The sequence below is a fragment of the Streptococcus sanguinis genome (assembly GCF_050225395.1).
Lineage (GTDB): Bacteria > Bacillota > Bacilli > Lactobacillales > Streptococcaceae > Streptococcus.
This window is the reverse complement of record NZ_CP071431.1, coordinates 2,388,263-2,414,419: the sequence shown is the minus strand read 5'-3', so window position 1 is coordinate 2,414,419 and position 26,157 is coordinate 2,388,263. Positions and strand designations below refer to the sequence as shown.

24 protein-coding genes are annotated in these 26,157 nt (G+C 42.5%); 18 read left to right on the top strand and 6 right to left on the bottom strand.

The genetic code is table 11. The features are described 5' to 3' along the window. Positions 1–4 precede the first annotated feature (4 nt). From J1C81_RS11860 to sdaAB, 4 genes are all read right to left on the bottom strand, one after another. Positions 5–1,350, bottom strand: a protein-coding gene (locus J1C81_RS11860) for an IS3 family transposase (protein ID WP_173334392.1) whose coding sequence is annotated in 2 segments (ribosomal slippage) — positions 5–900 and positions 900–1,350 — 1,347 coding nt in all. Because the reading frame shifts where the segments join, the coding sequence is not laid out codon by codon here. Positions 1,351–1,515: 165 nt separating this feature from the next. Then, positions 1,516–2,163, bottom strand: a complete 648-nt coding sequence (locus tag J1C81_RS11855) for an HAD family hydrolase (RefSeq protein WP_004189346.1) — start codon at positions 2,161–2,163, stop codon at positions 1,516–1,518. A 51-nt stretch (positions 2,164–2,214) separates the two neighbouring features. Further along, on the bottom strand, positions 2,215–3,087 hold the full coding sequence (gene sdaAA / locus J1C81_RS11850; RefSeq protein WP_004189348.1) for an L-serine ammonia-lyase, iron-sulfur-dependent, subunit alpha: 873 nt from the start codon (positions 3,085–3,087) through the stop codon (positions 2,215–2,217). Positions 3,088–3,095: 8 nt separating this feature from the next. After that, positions 3,096–3,767 (bottom strand): L-serine ammonia-lyase, iron-sulfur-dependent subunit beta, encoded by a 672-nt coding sequence (gene sdaAB, locus J1C81_RS11845; protein WP_032909856.1) that lies wholly within the window; start codon positions 3,765–3,767, stop codon positions 3,096–3,098. A gap of 273 nt (positions 3,768–4,040) precedes the next feature. Here sdaAB and mnmA point away from each other — a divergent pair, with 273 nt between their 5' ends. From mnmA to J1C81_RS11765, 16 genes are all read left to right on the top strand, one after another. Next, positions 4,041–5,186: a tRNA 2-thiouridine(34) synthase MnmA gene (gene mnmA, locus J1C81_RS11840; RefSeq protein WP_268869252.1), complete on the top strand. Its 1,146-nt coding sequence runs from the start codon at positions 4,041–4,043 to the stop codon at positions 5,184–5,186. Between the two features lie 19 nt (positions 5,187–5,205). Beyond that, complete coding sequence (locus tag J1C81_RS11835) at positions 5,206–5,817, top strand: MarC family protein (RefSeq protein ID WP_004189356.1); 612 nt, start codon at positions 5,206–5,208, stop codon at positions 5,815–5,817. Positions 5,818–5,964: 147 nt separating this feature from the next. Further along, the gene (gene mnmG, locus J1C81_RS11830) at positions 5,965–7,872 is read left to right on the top strand and encodes a tRNA uridine-5-carboxymethylaminomethyl(34) synthesis enzyme MnmG (protein ID WP_004189359.1); all 1,908 of its coding nucleotides are present in this window, start codon (positions 5,965–5,967) and stop codon (positions 7,870–7,872) included. A gap of 157 nt (positions 7,873–8,029) precedes the next feature. After that, on the top strand, positions 8,030–10,051 hold the full coding sequence (locus J1C81_RS11825) for a DHH family phosphoesterase (protein ID WP_032909870.1): 2,022 nt from the start codon (positions 8,030–8,032) through the stop codon (positions 10,049–10,051). Further along, a complete protein-coding gene (rplI, locus tag J1C81_RS11820) occupies positions 10,048–10,500 on the top strand; it encodes a 50S ribosomal protein L9 (protein ID WP_004189365.1) in 453 nt (150 codons plus the stop codon). Before J1C81_RS11825 ends, rplI begins: the two co-directional genes overlap by 4 nt. Positions 10,501–10,526: 26 nt before the next feature. Next, positions 10,527–11,882 carry a replicative DNA helicase gene (gene dnaB / locus J1C81_RS11815; protein ID WP_002894241.1) on the top strand — a complete coding sequence of 452 codons (1,356 nt, stop codon included), beginning with the start codon at positions 10,527–10,529 and terminating at the stop codon, positions 11,880–11,882. Between the two features lie 2 nt (positions 11,883–11,884). Beyond that, positions 11,885–12,160, top strand: a complete 276-nt coding sequence (locus tag J1C81_RS11810; protein WP_002894239.1) for a Veg family protein — start codon at positions 11,885–11,887, stop codon at positions 12,158–12,160. Positions 12,161–12,256: 96 nt separating this feature from the next. Further along, positions 12,257–12,880: an HAD family hydrolase gene (locus J1C81_RS11805; RefSeq protein ID WP_004189369.1), complete on the top strand. Its 624-nt coding sequence runs from the start codon at positions 12,257–12,259 to the stop codon at positions 12,878–12,880. A 274-nt stretch (positions 12,881–13,154) separates the two neighbouring features. Next, on the top strand, positions 13,155–13,934 hold the full coding sequence (locus J1C81_RS11800; protein WP_173334388.1) for an ABC transporter permease: 780 nt from the start codon (positions 13,155–13,157) through the stop codon (positions 13,932–13,934). A gap of 41 nt (positions 13,935–13,975) precedes the next feature. After that, positions 13,976–14,977, top strand: a complete 1,002-nt coding sequence (locus tag J1C81_RS11795) for an ABC transporter substrate-binding protein (protein ID WP_080557035.1) — start codon at positions 13,976–13,978, stop codon at positions 14,975–14,977. Next, on the top strand, positions 14,977–15,699 hold the full coding sequence (locus J1C81_RS11790; protein ID WP_004189378.1) for an ABC transporter ATP-binding protein: 723 nt from the start codon (positions 14,977–14,979) through the stop codon (positions 15,697–15,699). Before J1C81_RS11795 ends, J1C81_RS11790 begins: the two co-directional genes overlap by 1 nt. Before the next feature lie 262 nt (positions 15,700–15,961). Then, complete coding sequence (gene rpsD / locus J1C81_RS11785; protein ID WP_002899562.1) at positions 15,962–16,573, top strand: 30S ribosomal protein S4; 612 nt, start codon at positions 15,962–15,964, stop codon at positions 16,571–16,573. 200 nt (positions 16,574–16,773) lie between these two features. After that, a complete protein-coding gene (locus tag J1C81_RS11780) occupies positions 16,774–17,805 on the top strand; it encodes an NAD-dependent epimerase/dehydratase family protein (protein ID WP_004189381.1) in 1,032 nt (343 codons plus the stop codon). After that, entirely contained in the window at positions 17,780–18,607 is an 828-nt protein-coding gene (locus tag J1C81_RS11775) for an MBL fold metallo-hydrolase (RefSeq protein WP_004189383.1), read from the top strand. Before J1C81_RS11780 ends, J1C81_RS11775 begins: the two co-directional genes overlap by 26 nt. Beyond that, positions 18,576–19,835, top strand: a complete 1,260-nt coding sequence (locus tag J1C81_RS11770) for a F390 synthetase-related protein (RefSeq protein ID WP_004189386.1) — start codon at positions 18,576–18,578, stop codon at positions 19,833–19,835. The genes J1C81_RS11775 and J1C81_RS11770 overlap by 32 nt, the downstream gene beginning before the upstream one ends. 100 nt (positions 19,836–19,935) lie before the next feature. Continuing rightward, the gene (locus tag J1C81_RS11765) at positions 19,936–20,880 is read left to right on the top strand and encodes a 3-oxoacyl-[acyl-carrier-protein] synthase III C-terminal domain-containing protein (protein ID WP_032909861.1); all 945 of its coding nucleotides are present in this window, start codon (positions 19,936–19,938) and stop codon (positions 20,878–20,880) included. A 103-nt stretch (positions 20,881–20,983) separates the two neighbouring features. Here the strand turns inward: J1C81_RS11765 and J1C81_RS11760 are convergent, their stop codons facing one another. Both J1C81_RS11760 and J1C81_RS11755 read right to left on the bottom strand, forming a co-directional pair. After that, positions 20,984–21,514, bottom strand: a complete 531-nt coding sequence (locus J1C81_RS11760; RefSeq protein WP_004189391.1) for a TetR/AcrR family transcriptional regulator — start codon at positions 21,512–21,514, stop codon at positions 20,984–20,986. Positions 21,515–21,746: 232 nt separating this feature from the next. Next, positions 21,747–22,451 (bottom strand): DUF4947 domain-containing protein, encoded by a 705-nt coding sequence (locus J1C81_RS11755; protein WP_004189394.1) that lies wholly within the window; start codon positions 22,449–22,451, stop codon positions 21,747–21,749. Positions 22,452–22,824: 373 nt separating this feature from the next. Here J1C81_RS11755 and J1C81_RS11750 point away from each other — a divergent pair, with 373 nt between their 5' ends. Then, positions 22,825–25,248, top strand: coding sequence for a YhgE/Pip domain-containing protein (locus J1C81_RS11750; protein WP_004189397.1), 2,424 nt, complete (start codon positions 22,825–22,827; stop codon positions 25,246–25,248). Between the two features lie 189 nt (positions 25,249–25,437). Then, complete coding sequence (locus J1C81_RS11745; RefSeq protein WP_004189399.1) at positions 25,438–26,151, top strand: polyphosphate polymerase domain-containing protein; 714 nt, start codon at positions 25,438–25,440, stop codon at positions 26,149–26,151. The last annotated feature ends 6 nt before the right edge of the window (positions 26,152–26,157 follow it).

Below are 26,157 nucleotides of genomic sequence, written 5' to 3'. Positions count from 1 at the left end.
TTATTTATCCAAAGGATTTAGTTCTGTATTGAACAGGGCTAAGTCCTTTTAGTTTTGTCTTAATTCGTTTGTTGTTGTAATAAAAAATATAATCCGCAATAGCTTGCTCAAGCTCATCCAGGGACTGATATGATGTCTCAAGACCATAAAACATCTCAGATTTAAGTATCCCAAAGAAAGATTCCATCATTCCGTTATCAGGACTGTTCCCTTTACGTGACATGGATGGACGAATGCCCTTGTTCTCTAAAAAATGATGATAAGATTGGTGCTGATATTGCCAGCCTTGGTCACTGTGAAGGATTGTTCCACTATATGATTTAGCTGGAAAGGCCTTCTCAAGCATGCTCTGAACTTGTTTCAAATCTGGTGAACGTGACACAGTGAAGTTAATAATCTCGCTGTTGTAACCATCCAACACAGGGGACAAGTAGAGTTTTCCTTCTGCTAAAGCAAACTCTGTCACATCAGTATAACACTTCTCATAAGGTTTAGATGCACTGAACTGACGGTTAATGAGGTTATCAGCCTTTTTACCTATTTCCCCTCTGTATGATGAATACTTGCGTTTGCGGCGGATACGGGCTTTTAAGCCTAACCTCTTCATCAAACGTTGTATTTTTTTGTGATTGACGATAAAACCACGATTTCTTAGTTCCAGATGGATGCGACGATAGCCATAATTGCCATGATGTTCATCATAGATGTCTTGAATGAGCTCCTTTAAGGCCATGTCCTGATCTTCTTGAGCAGCTAGTCGCTTGACTTGATAGTAATAGGTTGACCGTGATAAATCAAGGATTTCCAGCAGAGTCGCTAGAGAAAATTGACCGATTAATTCTTGGATGATTTCTGTTGCTCTTTGAGCTTTGCTTCGTCCCTCAATCGGTATTCTCTCAGCTTTTTTAGCACCGCATTCTCCGCTCTAAGGTAGTCTAATTCTTTCTGGAGTCGTTCCAACTCTGTCATTTGTTCCCAAGTCTTCTTTGGTTTACGCCCCATCTTTATTGGTCTCCCTCTTCTTTTCTCAAGAATAGTATAGCCATTTTTCTTGTATTGCGCAATCCACCTTGAAATCATACTAGAATTTGGTAAGGCATAATCTAAGGACGTCTGTTTCTGAGATTGCCCATCAATCAGAACTTTATCTATTATCTCTTGCTTCAGTTCTGGAGAATAATAACTATTCTTCCCTTTTTGGACAATGGCTAACCCATACCTGTCAATCAGGCGAATCATGTACCTTAGTCCAGAAACATCCACACCAAATCTTTTTGAAAGCTGGTTAAAGCTTAAACCTTGTTTTATGAGCTCATAGATTTGAACCTTGTCTTCATAACTCAATTTCATAAAAATAGCACCCCAATCGTTAGATTTTATGTCTAACTTTTGGGGTGCAGTTCAATTTCTGTGGTTTTTTAGTTTACATAAAGTTGACAATTTATAAGCAAAAAATGATAGTGTAGATAAAGATTTAAAGGTAACAATCTTATCTAAATTGACAAATGTGTAAAGTTATAAAAAGTGTTCGTTCAATATTTTTAAAATATGCTTGGGAGAATTAGCCAGCAAATCTGCTCCATTTTCTAGTAACTCTCTTTGGCTGCCAAAGCCCCAAAGAACTCCTAGAGTTGAGATTCCTACTTCTTTACCGCCAATTATATCAAACTTTGTATCACCTATAATTATGGTTTCTTCTGGATTTGCATCTAGTGTTTGCAGAGCTCGGCGCAGAACATCTGCTTTGTGAAATGAATCTGGCAGTGAGCCAAAAATATCATCAAATTGCTCATAGATAGCTAGATTTGCTAATAAATCTTGTGCTGTGGGTTGATTTTTACTAGTTGTTACATAAATTTTATAACCAGCTTCTTTTAACTGTGTCAGTAATTCTGGTATCCCTTCATAGAGGCGAACGCCCCAGATGCCTTTTTCCTTATAGAAGCTACGATAATAGTTAATCGCTTCTGGAACTTGCCTTTCTTCAAGAACGGAGGCGAAGCTTACTTCCAGAGGCGGCCCCATAAAACTTTTGATAATACTTTCTTCAGGGCACACTTTTCCAAGTTGTTTGAAGCTGTATTCAAAAGATTCTTGGATGCCCTTTGAACTGTCAACTAAAGTTCCATCCAAATCAAAGAAGATATATTTCAAATGATTCATCTTGTCTCCTTGTTTACTATCTAGTAAATCTACTTGACAAATTTGTCAAAGTTATTCTCCAAAGATTTCTTTTGAAAGTCTGCGTCCTGTAGGTGTTGTAGCTAGTCCGCCTTCAGCTGTTTCTCTGAAAGCAGTAGGCAGGCTTGACCCAACTTGATACATAGCGTCAATGACTTCGTCAACAGGAATTCTAGACTCGATTCCTGCAAGAGCCATATCAGCTGCAATAAATGCGTAACTGGCTCCCATAGCATTTCGCTTGACACAAGGCACTTCCACCAGACCAGCTACTGGATCACAAATCAAGCCCAGCATGTTTTTAATGACAAAACAAATAGCTTGACTGGCTTGAAAAGGTGAACCTCCAGCAGCCAGAACTAAAGCAGCTGCACTCATAGCTGAAGCGGAGCCAACCTCAGCTTGACAGCCACCTTCAGCACCCGAAATTGAGGCGTTATTTGCAATGACTAGGCCAAAAGCGCCTGCAGCTAATAGAAAGTTTAGCTGTTCTTCTTCTGAGAGGCCTAATTTTTCGATAGCTGATGTAAGGACAGCAGGCAGACAGCCAGCGCTGCCAGCCGTTGGTGTAGCACAAACCAAGCCCATTTTAGCATTGTGTTCATTTACAGCAATAGCATTTTTTGCAGCAGTCAGCACAGTGTGGTCTGATAAAGTCTTTCCCGACTGGATATAGCGGTCAAGTTTTGCTGCGTCTCCGCCAGTCAATCCGCTGCGAGACTTGCTCTCATCAAGTCCAAGAAGGACAGAGGCTTTCATGACTTCCAGATTGCGATGCATCAGTCGCAGGACTTCATCTCTTTCGCGACCAGTCAATTCATACTCGGTAGTAATCATCAATTCAGCAACATTTCCTTGGTAATCCAAGTCAGCTTGCTCTACCAATTCTTTGATGGAATAAAACATATTTTCTCCTATTTAAAGAAATTCACATTATGCAGATGAGGAATATTACGAATTTCATTGATAGCTTCCTCACAGCTGCGGCTGTCAACTTCAATAATCATAATTGCTTTTTCTCCAGCCTTCTCACGTGTAACATTCATCTGAGCTATATTGATATTGTAGCGTGACAGAGCTTCGGTGACATGGGCAATCATACCTGGGACATCCTGGTGGACAATAATGATGGTCGGAGTATTCATGCTCAGAGATACTGAAAAACCATTCAACTCTGTTACTTGAATGTTGCCGCCACCGATAGAGACTCCAGTCACACTGATTGTTTTATGGTCATTTTTGATTGTAATCTTTGTCGTATTTGGGTGGGGTGCATTGCTGTTCTTTTGAATCGTCCAGACAATCTTGATACCGCGTTTATGGGCGATTTCAAGGCTGTTAGGAATCTCTGGATCATCTGTATCCATACCTAAAATCCCTGCTACAAGAGCTAAGTCAGTTCCGTGACCTCGGTAAGTTTTGGCAAAAGAGTTAAAGAGCTGGAATTCTACTTCTGTTGGCTCATCGTTAAAAATAGAGGAGACAATTTTTCCGATACGAACGGCGCCTGCTGTATGACTGCTTGATGGGCCTATCATCACAGGTCCGATAATATCAAAAACAGATTGAAATCTTAGTGAAGTCATGATTTCTCCTTGCAGCTTATTTTTTATTTTCATTATAACAAAGTTAAGGGCTTTCTGCTGATTTTTTAAATGAATTAAAAATGGATATTATAAAATTTCGTTAGAGAGGAAAGTAAACGAGAAAATCAATAAATTTACAACGTTGTAAACATTCTTTACAGATAATAAATTTAGTTAAATTTCTGATTTGTTTTCCTAATCCTTTCGTGCTATAATAGGGCTTGCTCAAACGACCTTCAATCGTTGAAGCACAGCACGACCTTCAATCGTGAAATAACGAAAAGATGGGAGAACACAATGAGTGATAACTCTAAGACTCGTGTCGTTGTTGGTATGAGCGGAGGTGTCGATTCATCAGTAACTGCCTTGCTCTTGAAAGAGCAAGGTTACGATGTAATTGGTATCTTCATGAAAAACTGGGACGACACAGATGAATTTGGTGTCTGCACAGCCACAGAAGACTACAAGGATGTGGCAGCTGTTGCAGACCAGATTGGCATTCCTTACTACTCTGTCAACTTTGAGAAAGAGTACTGGGAACGTGTTTTTGAATACTTCTTGGCGGAATACCGAGCTGGTAGGACTCCAAATCCAGATGTCATGTGTAACAAGGAAATCAAGTTTAAAGCCTTCCTTGACTATGCCTTGACACTGGGTGCAGATTACGTTGCAACGGGTCACTATGCTCAGGTGAAGAGAGACCAAGATGGCTTGGTTCACATGCTGCGTGGCAAGGACAACAATAAGGATCAGACTTACTTCCTAAGCCAACTATCACAGGAACAACTGCAAAAGACTATGTTTCCTCTGGGTCATTTAGAAAAACCAGAAGTTCGAGCAATTGCTGAAAGAGCTGGTTTAGCTACAGCTAAGAAAAAAGACTCGACAGGTATTTGCTTCATTGGTGAGAAGAATTTTAAAGAATTTCTGAGTCAATATTTACCAGCCCAGCCGGGTCGCATGATGACCTTGGAAGGCAGAGATATGGGCCAGCATGCTGGGTTGATGTATTATACCATTGGCCAGCGAGGTGGTCTTGGAATTGGTGGTCAGCATGGTGGTGATAATGAGCCTTGGTTTGTGGTTGGAAAAGATCTCAGCCAAAATATTCTTTATGTTGGTCAGGGATTTTATCATGACAATTTGATGTCAACCAGCCTTGACGCTAGTCAGGTTCATTTCACAAAAGAAATGCCAGAAGAATTTACTATGGAATGTACAGCTAAGTTCCGCTACCGTCAGCCTGATTCTAAGGTGACAGTACATGTCAAAGGAGACAAGGCAGAGGTCATCTTTGCGGAGCCACAGCGCGCCATTACACCAGGACAGGCAGTTGTCTTTTACGATGGCGAAGAGTGTTTAGGTGGCGGTTTAATTGACAATGCCTACCGTGATGGCAAGGTTTGTCAGTATGTCTAACTGGAGTTAAATAAAAACGATGAGTTCTCAATTTTTTTATGCATTTATGGCATTTTTCGCTATAATGAACCCAATTTCAAATCTTCCTGCTTACATGGCTTTAGTAGCAGATGATAGTCAAAAAATTTCACGAAAAATTGCTTTTAGGAGTCTTTTGATTGCCTTTGTTATTGTAACTGTTTTTATCTTTTCAGGAGATTTCATTTTTAAAGTATTTGGAATTACAATTGTTTCTTTCAGAATTGCTGGTGGAGTATTAGTGGCCGTTATCGGTTATCATATGATTAATGGTAATCATTCACCCAGCTATAAAGGAATGGAGCAGCAAGCAGTAAATTCAGATCCAATGTCTATTGCTATTTCTCCTCTTGCAATGCCACTTTTTGCGGGACCAGGTACAATTACAACTGCTTTAAGTCTGGCTAATGGAGGTTTGCAGAATCAACTGATAACCGTAGTTGCTTTTGCTCTACTATGTGTCATCACTTATCTCCTGTTAAGAAGTGCAAAACAAATTGCAGGCTTCTTGGGAGAAAATTTGATGAAAATTATAACGAAAATGATGGGACTTTTACTATTCTCGATAGGAATACAGATGATTATCGTCAGTGTGCAGACCTTGCTCAAATAGTGATTTGCATTGACAAAACGATTTGATTTGATAAAATAGCTTTAACAATAGTCATGATGGTCAAAGCTCATGGATGTTGCAGGCTTTTTTGTCCTGCACTTCTGGAGACTTGGCCTTTTTTGGTGAAAAAAAACGAAGGAAAAAGAAATGTCACACAATTTTACTGAAAGTTATGATATTATCGTGATTGGAGCAGGGCATGCTGGGGTTGAGGCATCGCTGGCTGCTAGTCGAATGGGTTGCAAGGTTCTTTTGGCAACCATCAATATTGAGATGCTGGCTTTTATGCCCTGCAATCCTTCTATCGGAGGGTCTGCTAAAGGGATTGTCGTTCGTGAAGTAGATGCTTTGGGTGGGGAGATGGCCAAGAATATTGACAAGAGCTATATCCAAATGAAGATGCTCAATACTGGTAAAGGACCCGCTGTTCGGGCTCTTCGGGCCCAGGCGGATAAGGAAGTTTACTCCAAAGAAATGCGGAAGACTGTTGAAAATCAAGAAAATCTGACTCTGCGGCAAACCATGATTAATGAAATCTTGGTAGAAGATGGTAAGGTCATTGGGGTTAAAACAGCGACCCATCAGGAGTATGCAGCTAAAGCTGTTATTGTTACGACTGGAACAGCTTTGCGGGGAGAAATTATTATTGGTGATCTCAAGTATTCATCTGGTCCAAACCATAGCTTAGCAGCCATTCCTTTAGCAGATAATCTGCGTGACCTAGGATTTGAAATTGGTCGTTTTAAAACTGGAACTCCTCCACGTGTTAAGGCGTCATCTATCAATTATGATGTGACTGAAATTCAGCCAGGTGATGAAAAGGCCAATCATTTTTCATACACATCTCGTGATGAAGACTATGTGAAAGATCAAGTGCCTTGCTGGTTGACTTATACCAATGCAGAAAGTCATGAAATTATCCAAAACAACCTGCATCGGGCTCCTATGTTTTCAGGTATCGTTAAGGGAGTAGGGCCACGCTATTGCCCGTCTATTGAAGATAAGATTGTCCGTTTTGCAGACAAGGAACGCCACCAGCTTTTCTTAGAGCCTGAGGGACGTGATACGGAAGAAGTTTATGTGCAAGGGCTGTCAACCAGTCTGCCAGAAGATGTACAGAAGGACTTGGTTCACTCCATCAAGGGTCTAGAAAATGCTGAGATGATGCGGACAGGCTATGCCATTGAGTACGATATGATTATGCCTCATCAGTTACGGGCAACCTTAGAAACTAAGAAAATTTCAGGGCTCTTTACAGCAGGTCAGACCAATGGGACTTCTGGTTACGAAGAAGCTGCTGGTCAAGGAATTATCGCTGGGATTAATGCGGCCCTGAAAATCCAAGGTAAGCCAGAGTTGATTTTGAAGCGTAGTGATGGTTATATTGGAGTCATGATTGATGATTTGGTGACTAAGGGGACGGTAGAACCTTATCGACTTTTGACCAGCCGAGCTGAGTACCGTTTGATTCTCCGCCATGACAATGCCGATATGCGTTTGACAGAGATGGGACGAGAAATTGGTCTGGTAGATGATGAGCGCTGGGCTCGTTTCGAGATTAAAAAGAATCAATTTGATAATGAGATGAAGCGTTTGGAATCTATCAAACTAAAGCCTGTTAAGGAAACAAACGCTAAGGTAGAAGCACTTGGCTTTAAGCCTCTGACAGATGCAGTAACTGCCAAAGAATTTATGCGGCGTCCGGAAGTTTCTTACCAAGATGTAGTTCAGTTCATTGGTCCGGCGGCAGAGGAGCTTGATGAAAAGATTATCGAGCTGATTGAGACAGAGATTAAGTACGAAGGCTATATTTCCAAAGCTCTTGATCAGGTTGAAAAGATGAAGCGCATGGAAGAGAAGCGGATTCCAGCAAATATTGACTGGGATGATATTGATTCGATTGCGACAGAAGCGCGGCAAAAGTTCAAGAAAATTAATCCAGAAACGATTGGTCAGGCAAGTCGTATTTCTGGTGTCAATCCAGCAGATATTTCTATTTTGATGGTTTACTTAGAAGGCAAGTCCAGAAGCATTTTTAAAAATCAAGCGAAGTAACTCTTGTAAAAGGCTGAGTTTCCTTTGGGAAGCAGCCTTTTTGTGTAAATTTACAAGGGGTTGACAAGATTGTAAACTTTGAAAGACTATTTTTCGCTTCCTTTACCCTTCTTAAATGCTTTACTTATTGGGAGAAATTCGCTTTTTTCTAGGATTTATGGTAAAATGGCGGAATAAGAGGTCTATGATGAAAAAATTTCGTTTTGCCCCAATTCACTTGGCGATGGCGGGTTTAATTTCCTTTATAATCTTAGCCATCTGTCTGAGGCTTTTTGGTGATAGTTTAGCCATGCTAGCTGCTCTCATGCTTGTGCTGGCTCTTTTGATTGTGCTTTTTATCCAGCAACAGAGAGTATCCGAGCTAGATGAGATTGAGCAGATTCATTATGTCAATCATCAAGCAGAAGGAAGCCTCGCTTCCTTGCTGGATAAGATGCCAGTTGGTGTCATTAAAATTAGTGAAGATAATGGTGATGTAGAGTGGTTTAATCCATATGCAGAACTGATTTTTACAACCGAAGATGGCGATTTTGATGCTGATATGCTCAAGAATATCATGAAGGCTGCTTATTCAGACTCTGGTCATTATGCTACGGTTGGAGACAAGAAATATTCGGTTTACTTGGACCGTGCATCCAGCGTGTTTTATTTTTTTGATGCATCCAATGAATACGAAGCCACCGTTGGTCTGGTAACAACGCGTCCGGTAATCGGGATTATCTCGGTGGATAATTATGATGATTTGGAAGATGTCGTTTCAGACACGGACATCAGTCATATCAATAGCTTTGTGGCCAACTTCGTAGCAGAATTTTCTGAGCAGTTTCATATGTTTTACCGTCGGGTTAGCATGGATCGGTTCTATCTTTTTACGGATTACACAGTGCTGGAACAGCTGATGGAAAATAAATTTTCTATCATTGATCAATTTCGGACAGAAGCTAAAAATCGAGAGCTGTCGCTGACACTCAGTATGGGCTTTTCTTATGGCGATGGCAATCATGATGAAATCGGTCGGGTAGCCCTGCTTAACCTCAACTTAGCTGAAGTTCGCGGTGGGGACCAGGCTGTTGTCAAAGAAAATAATGACAACATGAACCCAATCTTCTTTGGTGGAGGAACGGCGTCAGCTGTTAAGCGCACGCGCACCCGAACTCGGGCTATGATGACTGCGATCTCTGATAAGATTAAGAGTGTGGATCAGGTCTTTATAGTCGGACATAAAAATTTGGATATGGATGCCTTGGGTTCTTCTCTTGGTATGCAGCTCTTTGCTAGTAATATCATTGAGAAAGCTTATGTGGTCTATGATCCGTCTCAGATGGCTTCTGACATTGAACGATCCATTACAAAGCTCCAGCAGGAAGGGGCTGACTATCTGGTGCCGCTTTCTGAAGCAGTAAATATGGTGACCAATCGTTCTCTTTTGATTATGGTTGACCATTCCAAGATATCTCTGACTCTGTCTAAGGATTTCTTTGATCAATTCAGTCAGATTATCGTAGTTGACCACCATCGTCGTGATGAAGATTTTCCAGAAAATGCTGTCATTGCCTATATCGAAAGTGGGGCTAGCAGTGCTAGTGAGTTGGTAACGGAGCTGATTCAGTTCCAGAATTCTAAAAAGAACCGTCTCAGCAAGATGCAAGCCAGTCTTCTCATGGCGGGTATCATGCTTGATACTAAAGGATTTTCATCTCGGGTCACCAGTCGGACCTTTGATGTGGCCAGCTATCTACGGACTCGTGGTAGTGACAGTGTTGTGATTCAGGATATTTCCGCTACGAATTTTGAGGAATATCGTGCGATTAATGAGCTGATTTTAAATGGCAAGAAGATTTTGCCTAATGTCATTGTAGCAGCTGGTCCAGAGGAGAATACTTATGATACGGTTGTCATCAGTAAGGCAGCTGATACCATGCTGTCCATGTCAGGAATTGAAGCTACTTTTGTCGTGAGCAAGAACACCAAAGGCTATGTGTCTATTTCGGCTCGCAGTCGCAGCAAGATCAATGTTCAGCGAATTATGGAAAAGCTGGGCGGTGGCGGTCATTTCAATCTGGCAGCAGCTCAAATTGAAGGTAAAACAGTTTCTGAGGTCCTTCAGTCGCTGAATCAAGAAATTATGGACCAAGTCATTAAAGAGGAAGTAATAATAGACGAGGAGAAAAAAGGATGAAAGTAATTTTTTTAGCAGATGTAAAAGGCAAGGGCAAAAAAGGCGAAATCAAGGAAATGCCGACTGGCTATGCTCAAAATTTTCTGATTAAGAAAAATTTAGCCAAGGAAGCAACAGCGCAGGCTATCGGTGAACTGCGCGGTAAGCAAAAGTCCGAAGAAAAAGCTCACGCAGAACTAGTGACAGAAGCTCAAGCTATTAAAGCTAAGTTAGCAGAAGAAGCTACTCTTGTTGAATTTACTGAAAAAGTTGGTCCGGACGGCCGCACCTTTGGCTCCATTACCAGCAAGAAAATAGCAGAAGAGCTGCAAAAGCAGTTTGGCATCAAAATTGACAAACGGCATATTAAGGTGGACTCACCGATTCGCTCTATTGGTCTGATAGATGTTCCAGTGAAAATTTATCAGGATATAACTGGGGTGATTCGTTTGCGGGTTAAAGAAGGATAATAGTGATTTGAAGGAAGGATTTACCGATGGCAGAGATTGATGAACTCCGAGCTCAGCCTCAGGATATTTTAGCGGAGCAGTCCGTCTTAGGAGCCATTTTCATTGATGAGAGCAAACTAGTCTTTGTTCGTGAGTATATCGAGCCTGCTGACTTCTTTAAGTATGCCAATCGCTTGATTTTCAAGGCTATGATTGACTTGGCTGACCGCGGTGATGCCATTGATGCAACGACGGTTCGTAATATTTTAGACAGTCAGGGTGACTTGCAGAATATCGGCGGTCTCAGCTACTTGGTGGAAGTGGTCAATTCTGTGCCAACCTCTGCCAATGCTGAATACTATGCTAAAATCGTTGCAGAAAAGGCCATTCTGCGGCGGCTGATTTCGCGTCTGACAGAGTCCATCAATCAAGCCTACGATGGTGACCGTCTGTCAGAGGAAATTATTGCCGGAGCTGAAAAAGCTCTGATTGATGTCAGTGAAACTGCCAACCGCAGTGGCTTTAAAAATATCCGTGATGTGCTGAACCTTAATTTTGGCAATCTGGAGGCTCGGTCTCTGCAGACATCAGATATCACTGGGATTGCGACTGGCTACCGTGAGCTGGACAAGATGACGACTGGTCTGCATGAGGAAGAATTAATCATTTTGGCGGCTCGGCCAGCGGTCGGAAAGACGGCCTTTGCCCTTAATATCGCTCAGAATATCGGAACCAAGCTGGATAAGACTGTAGCTATTTTCTCTCTGGAAATGGGGGCGGAAAGCTTGGTGGACCGGATGTTGGCTTCAGAAGGGGTGATTAATTCTCACTCTATTCGTACGGGGCAACTGACAGATGAAGAGTGGCAAAAATATACCATTGCGACAGCTAATCTGGCTAATGCTAGTATCTATATCGATGATACACCAGGGATTCGGATTACAGAGATTCGCTCGCGGGCTCGAAAACTGGCTCAGGAAACGGGCAATTTAGGGCTGGTCTTGATTGACTATCTGCAGCTGATTACAGGAACTGGTCGTGAAAACCGCCAGCAAGAGGTTTCGGAAATTTCCCGGCAGTTGAAAATCTTGGCTAAGGAGCTCAAGGTGCCGGTCATTGCGCTGAGTCAGCTCTCGCGTGGCGTAGAGCAGCGGCAGGATAAGCGACCAGTGCTGTCTGATATTCGGGAATCAGGTTCCATTGAGCAGGATGCGGATATCGTTGCCTTCCTTTACCGGGATGATTATTATGATCGAGCTGGTGAGGAGGAAGAAGGCATTCCCAACAACAAGGTTGAAGTCATTATCGAGAAAAACCGGAGTGGGGCGCGTGGTACAGTAGAGTTAATTTTCCAGAAAGAGTATAATAAATTCTCAAGTATTTCCAAAAGAGAGGACGAATAAAGATGAGTGATGCATTTACAGATGTGGCAAAAATGAAAAAAATCAAAGAAGATATCAAGGCGCATGAAGGACAAATCGTTGAGATGACGCTGGAAAACGGTCGTAAGCGCCAAAAAAGCAAGCAAGGCCGTCTGATTGAAGTCTATCCGTCTTTGTTTATCGTGGAATATTCCAATGAAGGCGGTCAGCCAGGGGAAATCTCCAATACCTATGTGGAGTCTTATACTTATTCTGACATTTTGACAGAAAAGAACCTCATTCGTTATTTTGATGAATAGAAAGGTCCAGTGGGCCTTTTTACTTATATTTGAAGCAATTCCTCAGTCAAATCGACGTATATAGAGGATGATAAGCAAAGAAAACAGGTGGTCATCATGATTAAAAATTTGGTTTTTGATTTGGGCAATGTTCTGATTGAATGGAATTCTGAGAAAATCTTGACATATTTTGAACCTGAGAAAGAGCGGCGGCAGGTTCTTAGACAGGCCATTTTTGAGTCAGGTGTCTGGCATCAGACGGACAAGGGAGAGCTGAGTTTGAAAGAAGCTTGTGAGGAAGTCCTGGCTCAGCTGGATGTTTCTTATCATTCTGCCGTTAAGAATATCTTCTATCACTGGTATGAGGTTGTGCATGTTTACAGTGATTTACAAGAAAGGATTCGGCTATGGGCTGACCAGAACTATCGAATCTATATCTTGTCAACCACTTGTGAGATTTTTTATCATATTGAAAAAGCTGGTTTGCTACCCATTTACCCACTGCTGTCGGGCTATATCCTTTCCTCAGAGGTCGGTGTCGTCAAGCCAGAAGCAGAGATTTACCAAAAGTTGTTAAAGAAATATGGTCTGGATCCAGTAGAATCCGTCTTCATTGATGATATTCAGGCTAACTTAGATACGGCAGCTGAGCTGGGCTTTGAAACCATCTTATCCACAAGCGAGACAGAGAATATCAGTGCTATGGAGGATTTGCTGGCTGTGAAGGGGAAGTTTGGCTGATTGATGATCGTTTGCTTTACTTATCGTTGAAAAGGAGTGAGTCCAAGCTCAAACCTTGACATTTGCTGATGATTGCGCTATCATAGTCCTATATATGGGAGTCTGTGTACAGTCTGAGAGGAAGTGTAAGCTTCGACCGCACCTGATCTGGGTAATGCCAGCGTAGGAATCATACCGAAAATAGTGGTATTGTGCGCCTTTTCCATATATGGAAAAGGCTTTTTCTTTTATCATCTTTATCGATGGTGATATCTTGAAGAATTGCAGCACCAAAATGCAGGAAGGGAGGAAAATCGTTCTAATGAAAGCACTACAAAGGCTGATGCGACAGCAAATCGGTCTCTTAGGTATGCTGGGTGTACTTGTCATCTGGCAGGTCATGGGCTGGCTCAAGCTCTTGCCCAAGTTTATCCTGCCGACACCTCTGGAAATCGGTCAGGCCTTTATCAGAGATGCTGGCTTTCTAGCAAGTCATAGCTGGGCGACTTTAAAAGTAGCCTTGCTGGGTTTAGTTTTGGGCGTCATCTTGGCCTGTATACTAGCTATACTCATGGACAGTATGAGCTGGCTCAATGATCTAATCTACCCCATGATGGTCGTGGTGCAGACGATTCCAACCATTGCTTTAGCGCCAATTCTGGTTCTCTGGCTGGGCTATGGGATTTTGCCAAAGATTGTGCTGATTATTCTGACAACGACTTTTCCGATTATCATCAGTATTCTGGATGGTTTTCGGCATTGTGACTGGGATACTCTGACTCTCTTTGAGCTCATGCAGGCCAATCGCTGGCAGATTCTTTGGCATTTTAAAATTCCGGCTAGTCTGCCCTATTTCTATGCTGGCTTGCGCGTCAGTGTTTCCTATGCCTTTATCACGACCGTAGTTTCCGAATGGCTGGGCGGTTTTGAAGGTTTGGGTGTTTATATGATTCAGTCCAAGAAACTTTTCCAGTACGACACCATGTTTGCCATTATCATATTGGTTTCGGTCATCAGTCTTCTGGGGATGAAGCTGGTGGCTGTCAGTGAAAAATATGTTATTAAGTGGAAATAGGAGCTCAGCTCTGCCATTTCCCAAATAAAGAAAAGAGGATAATGATGAAAAAAAGTTATAAAGTCTTGTTGGCAGGTTTGGCTGCTGTGTCAATCATCGGCCTGGTGGCCTGCGGTCAGTCGAAATCTACATCTGAAAGCAAGGATAAAAAGATTGATTTTATCCTAGACTGGTCACCTAACACCAACCATACCGGCCTTTATGTGGCTCAGGAAAAGGGCTATTTCAAGGAAGCAGGCGTGGATGTGGACATCAAGTTGCCGCCTGAAGATAGCAGTTCGGATCTGATTATCAACGGCAAGGCGCCTTTTGGTATTTACTTCCAGGACTCCATGGCTAAAAAACTGGATAAGGGCGCAGAAATCACAGCAGTCGCGGCCATTGTAGAGCATAATACTTCGGGCATTATTTCCAAGAAGTCTGCAGGGATTACTGGACCTAAGGACCTAGCTGGCAAGAAATACGGCACTTGGAATGATCCAGTGGAGCTAGGCATGCTCAAAACTTTGGTTGAAAGCCAAGGAGGTCAGTTTGATGAGGTAGAGAAAGTTCCAAACAACGATTCCAACTCTATTACGCCGATTGAAAATGGTTTGTTTGATGCAGCCTGGATTTATCATGGTTGGGATGGCATCATGGCACAGTCTCAGGGCATGGACACGAATTTCTTTTACATGAAGGACTATGTCAAGGAGTTTGACTATTATTCTCCAGTGATTATTGCCAATAATGACTATCTGAAGGAGAATCCAGATGAGGCAAAAAAGGTCCTGCAGGCTATCAAGAAGGGATATCAATATGCCATGGAGCACCCTGAAGAAGCAGCAGATATTTTAATCAAGCATGCGCCAGAGCTGAAAAACAAACGAGACTTTGTTTTGGCTTCGCAAAAATATCTGTCTGAGCAATATGCATCGGATAAGGAAAAGTGGGGTCAGTTTGAGGCTAGCCGTTGGAATGCCTTTTACAAATGGGCCAAGGATAAGGGGATCGTGGACAATGACTTGAGTGACAAGGGATTTAGCAACGATTATATAAAATAATGACAGAAATTAAACTTGAAAATGTAAGCTATGCTTATGATGAGCAGCAGATTTTGAAAGACATCAGCCTACAGGTAGAAGCAGGCCAGGTCGTAGCGATTTTGGGGCCTAGTGGAGTCGGGAAAACGACCCTCTTTAATCTAATTGCTGGGATTTTGGAGGTCCAGTCGGGCAGGATTGTCCTAGACGGGCAGGAAAATCCCAAGGGCCGGGTGAGTTATATGCTGCAGAAGGACTTGCTGCTGGAGCACAAGACGGTGTTGGGCAATGTCATCTTGCCCCTCTTAATCCGAAAGGTATCCAAAAAGGAAGCGACGGAGCAGGCAACTCAGATTTTGAAGGAGTTCGGGCTCTTTGATGTGGCAGATAAGTATCCACATGAGCTGAGCGGGGGGATGCGGCAGCGCGTGGCTCTGCTGCGAACCTATATGTTCGGCCACAAGCTATTTCTTCTGGACGAGGCCTTTAGTGCCTTGGATGAGCTGACCAAGATGGAGCTGCACACTTGGTATCTGGATATTCACCGTAGGCTGGGTCTGACGACTCTCCTTATCACTCATAGCATCGAGGAAGCTCTGGCTCTCAGTGACCGTATCTATATTCTGAAAAATCGGCCTGGGCAAATCGTTGCAGATCTCCAGCTGACCTGGTCAGACAGCGAGGATAAGGAATTGCAGAAGCTGCGATACAAGCAGGAGATTTTGAAGATTTTGGGAGTGTGAAGCAACTGCCTGAATTCCTTTGCTTTCAAGAAACAACTTAAATCAAGCCTCTGTGCTTGATTTTTTGTATGAGGCCCTTTACTTTTGACTTTATTCATGGTACAATAGCCCTTGTGTGAAATAGCAGCAGGAAAGCATGGAGCTCGTCAACAGAACATCAGCTATAAAAGTAGCCTTAGCTGTTTGGGCGAAAATGTTCTGCACGAATCAGGGCTTTCTAAGTGACTATTTCCTCAAAAATATTTTACAGGAGGACATTTTTATGTCACGTTATACAGGACCATCTTGGAAACAAGCTCGTCGTTTGGGTCTTTCTCTTACTGGTACAGGTAAAGAATTGGCTCGCCGTAACTATGTACCTGGTCAACATGGACCAAACAACCGCAGCAAATTGTCAGAATACGGTTTACAATTGGCTGAAAAGCAAAAACTTCGTTTCACTTACGGTGTAGGTGAAAAACAATTCCGTAATTTGTTTGTTCAAGCTTCAAAAATCAAAGAAGGAATTCTTGGTTTCAACTTCATGCTTCTCTTGGAGCGTCGCTTGGATAACGTTGTTTACCGTCTTGGTCTTGCGACTACTCGTCGTCAAGCTCGTCAATTCGTAAACCACGGTCACATCCTTGTTGACGGCAAACGCGTTGATATCCCATCATACCGCGTAACTCCAGGTCAAGTAATCTCAGTTCGTGAGAAATCATTGAAAGTTCCAGCAATCCTTGAAGCTGTTGAAGCAACTCTTGGACGTCCAGCATTCGTATCATTCGATGCTGAAAAATTAGAAGGTTCATTGACTCGCCTTCCAGAGCGCGATGAAATCAACCCAGAAATCAACGAAGCACTTATCGTTGAATTCTACAACAAAATGCTTTAATTTGTATTTGTTCAGAAGTCGGTTTCCCGGCTTCTTTTTTATACTCTCAATGAATTAATTAGAGCTATTTCCAACTAAAAAAAGTCAGTGGCTTGAGACAACTGTTTTGGGAAATTATCTGATTTCTTTCTGCTCCTATCCAATCTGGTGAGACACTCTGTAAAGATTTTTTCCAGCTTTTTTACGGAAGATTTGCTGAAATGGTGTATAATGGGGACAAGACACAAACAGAAAATTGTATGAAAGGAATAGCGATGAAGGTTCTAGTGACAGGAGCGACTGGCTTTCTAGGAAAGTATGTTGTTGAAGAGCTGGCTGAACAAGGCTATCAGGTACGGGCTTTTGGTCGTAATCTGAAGGCTGGTCGGCAGTTAGAAGGTCCTTTAGTAGAGTTTTTTGCTGGAGATTTTACCAGAGAAGAAGAAATTTTTGCAGCCTGTGAAGGAGTGGATGCAGTGGTGCATGCTGGTGCTCTCTCAACGATTTGGGGACCCTGGGAGCAGTTTTATCAGACGAATGTTGTAGGAACCAAGCTGGTTATGGAAGCCTGCCGACATTTTGGAGTGCAACGACTGGTCTATATTTCCTCTCCGAGTGTTTATGCTGCGGCGCGTGACCAATTTGCTATCAAAGAAGAGGCTGCTCCTCAGGAAAATGAGCTGAATTACTATATAAAAAGCAAGCTCATGGCTGAGCGGATTGTCCGAAGCTATCCTCAAGTATCGTCTGTTATCTTACGCCCTAGAGGACTTTTTGGCATCGGAGATACCAGTATCTTTCCTAGGATTCTGCGCTTGAGCCAAAAACTGGCGATTCCACTTATCAGAAATGGCCAGCAAATGATGGACATGACCTGTGTGGAAAATGTGGCCTTGGCTGTTCGTCTGGCTTTGGAAATTCCAGAAGCGCAAGGAAAGGTTTACAACATTACCAATGGAGAATCCCGTAGTTTCAAGGATATGCTGGATGAAGCTTTGGATGGTTTACAGGTTCGTAAACGTTATGTTCGATTGCCTGCTGCTTTTCTAGGTCTTCTGGCACAAGGATTTGAAAGCTTTTATCGCTTTTTTAACATTGAAAAAGAGCCACCTCTTACTCTTTACACCTATTACTTAATGCGTTACAGTCAAACGCTGGATATATCAGCAGCAGTAAGGGATTTGGGCTATCAACCCAAGTTGACAATCAGTGAAGGGATTGCAAAATATGTCCAACATTATCGAGAAAATTGAGTATCTTCAGCCTGGGCGCTGCAGCAGTCAATTGCAGCAGATGTTTAAGGGAGTTGCCAAGAAAAAAATGATTTTTCCAGCTGGCGTTTTCCTCTTGAAGCATCGTGAGAAAGGCTATATTCTCTACGACACTGGCTATTCTCCAGCTATTCTGAAGTCCAACTTCAAATACTGGCTTTATGGTCTGGGAACGCCTGTTGATATGTCAGAAGAGGAGCGTGTAGATCGTCTGCTTGAGCAAAAAGGAATTGCGCCAGAAGATATTTCTTATGTCATCTTGTCGCACTTGCATCCAGATCACATCGGCGGAGCCGCTTTCTTTCCCAAGGCCCGCTTCATTTTGACCAAGACCGTTTTCAAAACGTATCAGCATGCCAAGCTTAAGGATTTGATTTTCAAGGAATTTCTTCCGCAGGATTTTGAGAGTCGGTTGGAAGTAGTGGAACCTCAGCAGGTGCAAGCAGCATTCCTCTATCGCAAGACAGTTGACTTGTTTGGGGATGGCAGTTTATATCTGGCCTCAGTTGATGGCCATGCTGCTGGGCAAGCTTGTCTCTTTTTGCCAGATTATCATCTGTTTATCGGAGCTGATTTGTGCTGGGGCGTGGATCTGTTGCCTCATACGGAGCAGATGCGTTTCTTGCCGTCACTAATCCAGGATAACAAGGAAGAATACATGGCTGGTGTGGCCTTGCTTCGGCAGTTGCTTGCTGTTGGCTATCAGGTGCTAGTCAGTCATGATCCGGCCGAGAGAGCGGAGCAGATTTTGTATGAAACTAGGAACATTTCTAAAAACCTTTAGCGTCATGCGCTGGGGAAATCGATTTAAAAATCGACAGGCCCTGGAAAGCTATCAAGTCAAGGTTTTAGCAATCTATCGGGAATTTCTGCAGCAGGAATCGCCTTATTTCAAATCAGGTATTCCAGCAGATTTTAAGATGAATAAGGCCTTTATGATGGAGCATTTCAATGATCTCAATACTCAAGGGCTGGATCGTGATGAGTTGTTAGCCTTGGCTCTGGAGAGCGAGCGGACACGTGATTTCAGTCCCATGATAGGAGAGATTGCTGTTGGCTTGTCTTCAGGGACATCCGGTCACCGAGGCTTGTTTGTCACCACTGAAAAGGAGCGGAGTATGTGGGCGGCAGCTATCTTGGCCAAGATGCTGCCTATAGGAAAACTCTTTGGGCACAAAATTGCCTTCTTTCTTCGGGCAGATAACCAACTCTATCAGACTGTCAATTCAGGCTTGATTTCTCTGGAGTATTTTGATACTTTTCAGAGAGCTGAAGAACATGTAGAGCGCTTGAATGCTTACCAGCCAACGATTTTGGTAGCGCCAGCATCAATGCTCTTGGAGCTGGCTAAACAAGTCCAGGCAGGAAATTTGAAAATTGCGCCTAGCAAAGTTATATCGGTGGCAGAGATTTTGGAAGAGCAAGATCGGCAGAGGATTCAAGCAGGATTTGGTCTGAAAAAGGTGGACCAGGTCTACCAAGCGACCGAGGGTTTCCTAGCCTGTAGCTGTTCCTACGGGAATCTTCATCTAAACGAAGATATTGTCCATGTAGATAAGCGCTACTTGGACGATAGACGCTTTTATCCAATAATTACGGATTTCAAGCGGACATCTCAGCCAATTTTTCAATATGAGCTTAATGATATCTTGGTGGAAAATCCTGAACCTTGCCCCTGCGGTTCGGTCTTTACACGGATTGACAGGATTGAGGGGCGCTCGGATGATATTTTCATTTTTGAAAATGCTGCAGGTCAGTCGGTGGAGGTCTTTCCAGACTTTATTCGCCGCTGCCTGCTCTTAGTTGATGGGATTGGAGAATATCAGGTAGCTCAGAAGCAGGATCATACGCTGACCATTGCTATCGAACATCGTAGTCAGCAGCGAGAAGACGAGATTGTCCAGCAGTTTCAAAACTTAGCGACTGATAAAGACTTTCTTATGCCAGCTATTTCTTTTGAAGATTATCAGCGGGACAGAAGCCGTAAGTTGAAACGCATCTATCGGGCCTAAGAATGCCCCAATTTGGCAAACATATGAATTGGTGGCTCAAGCGCTTTGGCAGTTTACCCAGCTGTCGAGAAGCCCCAAATATGACAAGAAGGAGTTTAATATGACTACAGTAAAGAATCATATAAAGATTGTTGGTTATGGTACGCATCTACCTAGAAATACTGTGACTTTTAAGGATCAGACCCGTTATCGAGTGGTGGAAAATGAAGAAACCCAGCTTTCTATGGCGGTCAAGGCCATCGAAAAAGCCTTAGACAAGGCGGGCTTAACCATAAAAGATATTGACTGTATCGTATCGGCCAGCGCGGTGGGCGTTCAGCCTATTCCTTGCACAGCGGCCCTGATTCATGAGTTGGTGGCTAAGGGCTTGTCCATTCCAGCCATGGATATCAATACGACCTGCACCAGCTTTATCTCGGCTTTGAGTCTTATGTCTCATTTGTTGGAGGCTGGTGAGTATCAAAGGATCCTCATCGTGTCCAGTGAGGTTGGAAGCCTGGGCCTCAATCCTAATCAGAAGGAAAGTTTTGAGTTGTTCAGTGATGGAGCGGCTGCTTTGATTTTTGAAGCAACAGAGGAAGAGAGAGGGGTTATCTCCAGCCTGCAGCGGACCTGGTCTGAAGGAGCTCACGATACAGAGATTCGCGGTGGTCTGACATCTTTTCAGCCTAAGGAGTATTCGGATGCTACCAAGACTCACTACATGTTTGACATGAATGGCAAGAAGATTCTCTTACTCTCTGCTAGAAAAATTCCAGAAATGTTTAAAGAATTTAAAGAAAAGAGTGGCCTCAGTCTATCTGACTTGGATTATATCATTCCGCATCAGGCGAGTCGTGCTCTGCCAATGGTCATGCGCAGCTTGGGTATTCCTGATGATAAATACCTTAATATTGTGCAAGACTATGGTAATATGGTGTCAGTAGCAGTGCCCTTTTCTCTCTGCTATGCTCTGGAGCGCAATCTAGTCAAGGAAGGAGACACCATCGCTCTGATGGGAACAGCAGCTGGTATGACAGTCAATATGTTGGCTATGAAATTATAATACAATAAAAATAGGGTGTACAGAACCTCTTTTGGTTTCGTACACCCTGTTTAATTGTTCAAAAATTTGAGTAGAAGTGTGCCCGATGGGCTTAAGCAACTTCTTATATCATTTTTAAAAGAAATTCTGCTATTTGTTCAGGACTTTCTTTTTTTCCTCTGGAAACCCACATCTGGCAGACGCCGAAGAAGGCATTAGCGAGAAAGACCCGGCTGTATTCTTTTTCAAAATGATTGTAAATGCGATTGCTAAAGCGATCCTGAAGGCTATCAGCTAGCATCATCTGCAGCTTATGGCGCAGGAAATTTTGAATTTCTTTCGTTCCGTTTTCCGTCAGAAGAGCAGCTAAAAGCGGCTCTAGCTGGAGGAACTGAAAGACCTCCGTAATTGCAGTTTGAATATCCTCCTGATTGTTATCAAAAATATACCCCAGTTGATGAAAGAGGTTTTGCTGATAACGTTCAATCATATCGTACTTATCCTTGTAGTGAGTATAGAAACTACTACGGCTGATGCCAGCAGCTTGAGCTAGCTGGACAGTAGTGATATGGTCGAAGGACTGCTGATGCAGTAGTGAAACCATGGCTCTCTCAATAATAGCCTTGGTTTTTCGGCGTTTATTGCTTTCTAACATAAAATCTCCCTTTGAGGCTAAGCCTCAGTCTGCTCTTCAAACTAATAGCTATCATAGCAAACTACTTTTTCTTTTTCTCCATGTACTATTATATCAAATGTTTTTCAAGTGGAAAAGAGTTAAATTCCGAAAATAGGCATAGATAGGCAAAATTTTATTTTATTAGGTTTCTTAGACTGGTAAAATAATAAAGCCAAGACTTAAAGTAAAGTCTCAGCTTTCAGTCTATGTATTATTTGAAGTAGAGATAGTCGGGGTCAGGAGTGACGTAAAGCAACTCACCCTCTTGCGAGAAGATAATAGAAATTTGTTCATTTTTATAAGAGTAAATCGTATAGGTGTTTTGTAACCTTGATGCTTGAGAAATATCAACTACACCTGCTAAGAAAGCACGCGCTTGTTCGGTGTTGATTTTTTGCTCTTGAACCAGCCTCTTCAGATTTTCTAATTCTTTGTTTTGGAAGGCTTCGTATTCAGAAGCGAGGTCGGTGCTTACTTTTTCTGGTTCGCCGAGAATACTTTTAACTTTTTCTTGGGTATATCCTTTAAATTCAGGAATTTGAGCTTCAAAACCGCCAGATTCATAGGATTGGTAATAAACCTTGGCATCTCCAGTCGCATAAATCTTGTCTTTCTTAGCATGATCGGCATCTTCTGGAAGACCATCTGTGGTTTTTTCTATATCTTGACTAGAACTACTATTTTCTTTACTAGAACTTCTGGAAGAACTACTGCTGCTAGAGGAGCTGCTTTTGCTTTTGGAAGATTGCTTTGATGAGCTTGAGGAATCCTTTAAACTAACTTTTTTTCCTGATTTATCTGAATTAGAAGGGCGAGTGGTAGACTCTGAGTTAGATGGTACAAGGAAACGGCAGGCTGACAGCAGAAATAGTACTGCAATTAGAGAAAATAAGCTAAATGGTGTTCTTTTTTTCATTGTCTTAAACCTTTCTTTACTATGCTCAATCTGACTTTAGCTATTGTGATGTGAGGCATCTGCTGGCAACAGTGTTTCACATGGAACCGTACCGTCAAGTTAAGATCTCGATGCTTGACTCCATTTACCTCGCTTATCATTCTAACATAATACTGATTTCCTGTGTAGCTACCTGTGGAAAAATACCTTTTGTTTACAGATTATTCAGGGATTAAAGACACTAGGGCTAACTTATTCCGCTTCCCTATAATCTTTTTAAACAAAATTAGACACCATGTCCAATTTTTAAAGAATAAACTTGTAATAATTTTCGATTGGTGTATAATCAATTTTATCGAAATTTGGACACTGTGTATAATTTTAGGAGGTAGACATGTTAAGAGAATGGAAAGCTATTTTAAAAAAGCCGACTTTTATCATTGTGATGTTAGGAGTCTCTTTGATTCCTGCTTTGTATAATGTTATTTTCCTGAGCTCCATGTGGGATCCGTATGGAAAGGTATCGGACTTGCCAGTGGCAGTCGTCAATCAGGATAAAGCTGTAACTGCTAGTGGCAAGACCTTGTCTATAGGCGAGGATATTGTTTCCAGCCTCAAGGAAAATAAAAATTTGGATTTTCACTTTGTCAGTAAAGAAGACGCTCAAAATGGTCTGGAAAAGGGTGATTACTACATGGTTGTGACGCTTCCAAGTGATTTATCTGAACGTGCAGCCAGTGTTTTGACCGATAATCCTCAGCAAATGAAGATTGACTATCAAACGTCTAGCGGCCACAGTTTTATTGCTGGTAAGATGAGTGATTCAGCTATGACTTCTTTGAAGCAGACGGTGGCGCAAAATGTGACGGATACTTATACGAGCGCCTTATTTAAGAATATGGGAGATCTAAAAACTGGCTTGATGAAGGCATCCGATGGTGCTCAGCAATTAGCATCTGGCAGTCAAAAACTAGGCTCAGGCAGTCAGACAATTGCAGATAACTTAAGAACTCTGAATCAAGCTACGAGCAAATTATCGTCCGGTGCAACTCAATTTAACACAGGACTACAGACTTATACTGGGAGTGTTGCACAAGTATCGTCTGGACTGGGTAGTTTGTCAAATGGGATAAACACTTATACTAATGGTGTAAGTACTGTTGCCGCAGGTGCAAATCAGCTGTCGGGTCGATCAGCAGACTTATTGGGTGGAGTCCAACAGCTTACTCAGTCAGGAGATGGAGTTCAGGCCTTATCAACAGGTGTAACGAATCTGAACACTGGCTTGGCTACATTAAAGTCATCGATAGATACAACCTTAGCTAACAATCAGCAAAACGTGAATGATTTGGCAACTGGCTTGACTCAGTTGAATGCTAGTATTCAAGCTGCAGCAAGTGACTCAGCAGTGTCGACAGACAGCATTGAAGCTTCACTGACTAGCATAGCAGCATCCGCTCAGGCCATTATCAATAATAATCAGGATGCCAAGGCTGCAGCTTTAGCAAGTGTCCAAGGGACGAGCACTTATCAAGGACTTTCTAGTGAGGCTAAGGCTGAGATTGATGCAGCAGTCAGTGCTAGTCAAGCGGGAAGTGACCAATCTGCTCAGGCAATCTTATCCGAAGTTGATATGATGAGGGCTTCTCTTGAAACGATAAAAGGCGCTAGTCAAACAAAACTTAGTCAGTTAGAAGGTGCATCAAATCAAGTTCTGCCACAGGCAGCTAACATGATCAATGGCCTTTATAATGGCTTATCAACAGTGAGTGCTAGCCTCGGTTCAGCAAGCGGAGGAGCCAATCAACTAATCGCAGGTGTAGATACCTTAAATGAAAAACTAACGACTGGTGCGACACAATTGGAACAAGGGGTGATAAGTTATACCAATGCAGTTGGTCAGCTATCTGAGGGAACATCAGCTTTGGCAAGTAAGAACCCTGATTTGCTAGCAAATACAACAAAATTAGCAAATGGGGCTGCCCAATTAACAGATAAATCACCAGAATTGACCTCTAGTTTCGGGAAATTAGCAGATGGAACCAATCAATTAGCGAACGGTACAGAAAAGCTGGCTGATGGCAGCAGTGCTTTAACAGATAATCTTTCTAAACTTACTGTGGCAACGAGCGATTTGTCCAATGGCCTCTCAGATGCAGGCGATAAATTGTCGGCTGTTTCAACCAAGGAAGACAATGCAAAAACTCTGGCAGATCCTCTGACACTGAGCAAGACAGATGAGAACAAGGTGGAGAAAAACGGCATTGGGATGGCGCCTTATATGATTTCAGTAGCTTTATTTGTGGCAGCTATTTCAACCAACATCATCTTTAGCACACTTCCATCGGGTCAAGAACCTAGGACGAAACGAGACTGGCTGAAGGCCCGTATAGAGGTAAATGGAGTCATTTCTGTCGTGGCGGGTGTTTTGGTCTATGGTGCTGTGCACTTGATAGGCCTATCTGCTAATCATGAGTTGGCAACCCTTGGTTTGATAGTCCTAGCCAGCATGACCTTTATGGCTCTTGTGACCGCTTTGGTTACTTGGGATAGCAAGCTCGGCGCCTTTGCCTCTCTGATTCTCTTGCTCTTACAGCTGGCTTCTAGTGCAGGAACCTATCCGCTGGAGCTGACTAGTAAGATTTTCCAAGTTATCAATCCTTGGCTGCCAATGAGCTATTCTGTATCGGGCTTACGCCAAACGATTTCTATGAATGGCCAAATTGGTACTCAGGTGCTCTTCCTTGCTTTTGTTTTAGTTCTTTTCATGGCGCTTGGTACTCTGGTCTATCGAACAGATAAAAAACAGCTAGCTTAGGGCATGTGCTTTTATGAATCTGTAAAAATGTAGATAAAAAGTCTATCTGTAATTCTTTTAGTTTTTATCTAATCAACATCTCCTGAAAAGGGAGATGTTTTGTTTTCTTTAAGTTTTCTTTATCTTTCTTTTAAGTTTTCATCTTTAAAATTGCATTACATTCAAGAAAGATAGAGAGGGGAGAAGCCCATGGCAGAAAAATTTTTTCAACATCATTTTCAGCGCTTTGAAACCAAATACATCATTTCCAAGGAAACCTTGCTGGATCTATTGCTAGAGTTTGAAGGCTATCTGGTGGAGGATGAGCGAGCTTATTCGACCATTAACAATCTCTACTACGATACGTCGTCTTATCAGTTGATTCGTGAGTCCTTGGAAAATCCTTGCTTTGATGAGAAGGTGCGTTTGCGGACTTATCAAGAGCATCCGACCGAGGATAGTCAAGTATTTTTGGAAATCAAGAAAAAGACTGAGAATCTGGTCACCAAACGCCGTCTTGCAGCAGATTTGCTGACGGCAGAAGCCTATCTGGACGGTGATTACAGTCAGCTGACTGACCTTCAGATAGATAAGGAAATGGCCTGGCTGACCCAGCATTTTGGCCATATTCAGCCTATGATGTATATTGGCTACAATCGTTATTCGATGAAGGGGATTGAGGATGAGCGGATTCGGATTACCTTTGATCACGGCCTGACCTACCGTCCTTATGATCTGAGTCTCTTGGCTGGTCGTCATGGAGATCATCTCCTGCCAGCCAACCACGTGATTATGGAAGTTAAGATTCCAGAAGCTTGTCCACTATGGCTTAGCGAGATTATGGATCGCTACCAGCTGTCTCCGAGCTCTTTCTCCAAATATGGTTTTGCTTACAAAAAGTTAAACTGTATCAGAAGAAAATAAAATAGA

Coding starts and splice junctions, on each gene's coding strand:
- sdaAA (WP_004189348.1), bottom strand. CDS start 3,087: ATGTTTTATTCCATCAAAGAATTGGTAGAGCAAGCTGACTTGGATTAC.
- J1C81_RS11810 (WP_002894239.1), top strand. CDS start 11,885: ATGAGTGATGCATTTACAGATGTGGCAAAAATGAAAAAAATCAAAGAA.
- J1C81_RS11765 (WP_032909861.1), top strand. CDS start 19,936: ATGACTACAGTAAAGAATCATATAAAGATTGTTGGTTATGGTACGCAT.
- J1C81_RS11775 (WP_004189383.1), top strand. CDS start 17,780: ATGTCCAACATTATCGAGAAAATTGAGTATCTTCAGCCTGGGCGCTGC.
- J1C81_RS11770 (WP_004189386.1), top strand. CDS start 18,576: ATGAAACTAGGAACATTTCTAAAAACCTTTAGCGTCATGCGCTGGGGA.
- rplI (WP_004189365.1), top strand. CDS start 10,048: ATGAAAGTAATTTTTTTAGCAGATGTAAAAGGCAAGGGCAAAAAAGGC.
- J1C81_RS11750 (WP_004189397.1), top strand. CDS start 22,825: ATGTTAAGAGAATGGAAAGCTATTTTAAAAAAGCCGACTTTTATCATT.
- J1C81_RS11805 (WP_004189369.1), top strand. CDS start 12,257: ATGATTAAAAATTTGGTTTTTGATTTGGGCAATGTTCTGATTGAATGG.
- sdaAB (WP_032909856.1), bottom strand. CDS start 3,767: ATGACTTCACTAAGATTTCAATCTGTTTTTGATATTATCGGACCTGTG.
- J1C81_RS11825 (WP_032909870.1), top strand. CDS start 8,030: ATGGTAAAATGGCGGAATAAGAGGTCTATGATGAAAAAATTTCGTTTT.
- dnaB (WP_002894241.1), top strand. CDS start 10,527: ATGGCAGAGATTGATGAACTCCGAGCTCAGCCTCAGGATATTTTAGCG.
- rpsD (WP_002899562.1), top strand. CDS start 15,962: ATGTCACGTTATACAGGACCATCTTGGAAACAAGCTCGTCGTTTGGGT.
- J1C81_RS11780 (WP_004189381.1), top strand. CDS start 16,774: ATGGTGTATAATGGGGACAAGACACAAACAGAAAATTGTATGAAAGGA.
- J1C81_RS11755 (WP_004189394.1), bottom strand. CDS start 22,451: ATGAAAAAAAGAACACCATTTAGCTTATTTTCTCTAATTGCAGTACTA.
- mnmG (WP_004189359.1), top strand. CDS start 5,965: ATGTCACACAATTTTACTGAAAGTTATGATATTATCGTGATTGGAGCA.
- J1C81_RS11795 (WP_080557035.1), top strand. CDS start 13,976: ATGATGAAAAAAAGTTATAAAGTCTTGTTGGCAGGTTTGGCTGCTGTG.
- J1C81_RS11855 (WP_004189346.1), bottom strand. CDS start 2,163: ATGAATCATTTGAAATATATCTTCTTTGATTTGGATGGAACTTTAGTT.
- J1C81_RS11745 (WP_004189399.1), top strand. CDS start 25,438: ATGGCAGAAAAATTTTTTCAACATCATTTTCAGCGCTTTGAAACCAAA.
- J1C81_RS11790 (WP_004189378.1), top strand. CDS start 14,977: ATGACAGAAATTAAACTTGAAAATGTAAGCTATGCTTATGATGAGCAG.
- J1C81_RS11835 (WP_004189356.1), top strand. CDS start 5,206: ATGAGTTCTCAATTTTTTTATGCATTTATGGCATTTTTCGCTATAATG.
- J1C81_RS11800 (WP_173334388.1), top strand. CDS start 13,155: ATGCAGGAAGGGAGGAAAATCGTTCTAATGAAAGCACTACAAAGGCTG.
- J1C81_RS11760 (WP_004189391.1), bottom strand. CDS start 21,514: ATGTTAGAAAGCAATAAACGCCGAAAAACCAAGGCTATTATTGAGAGA.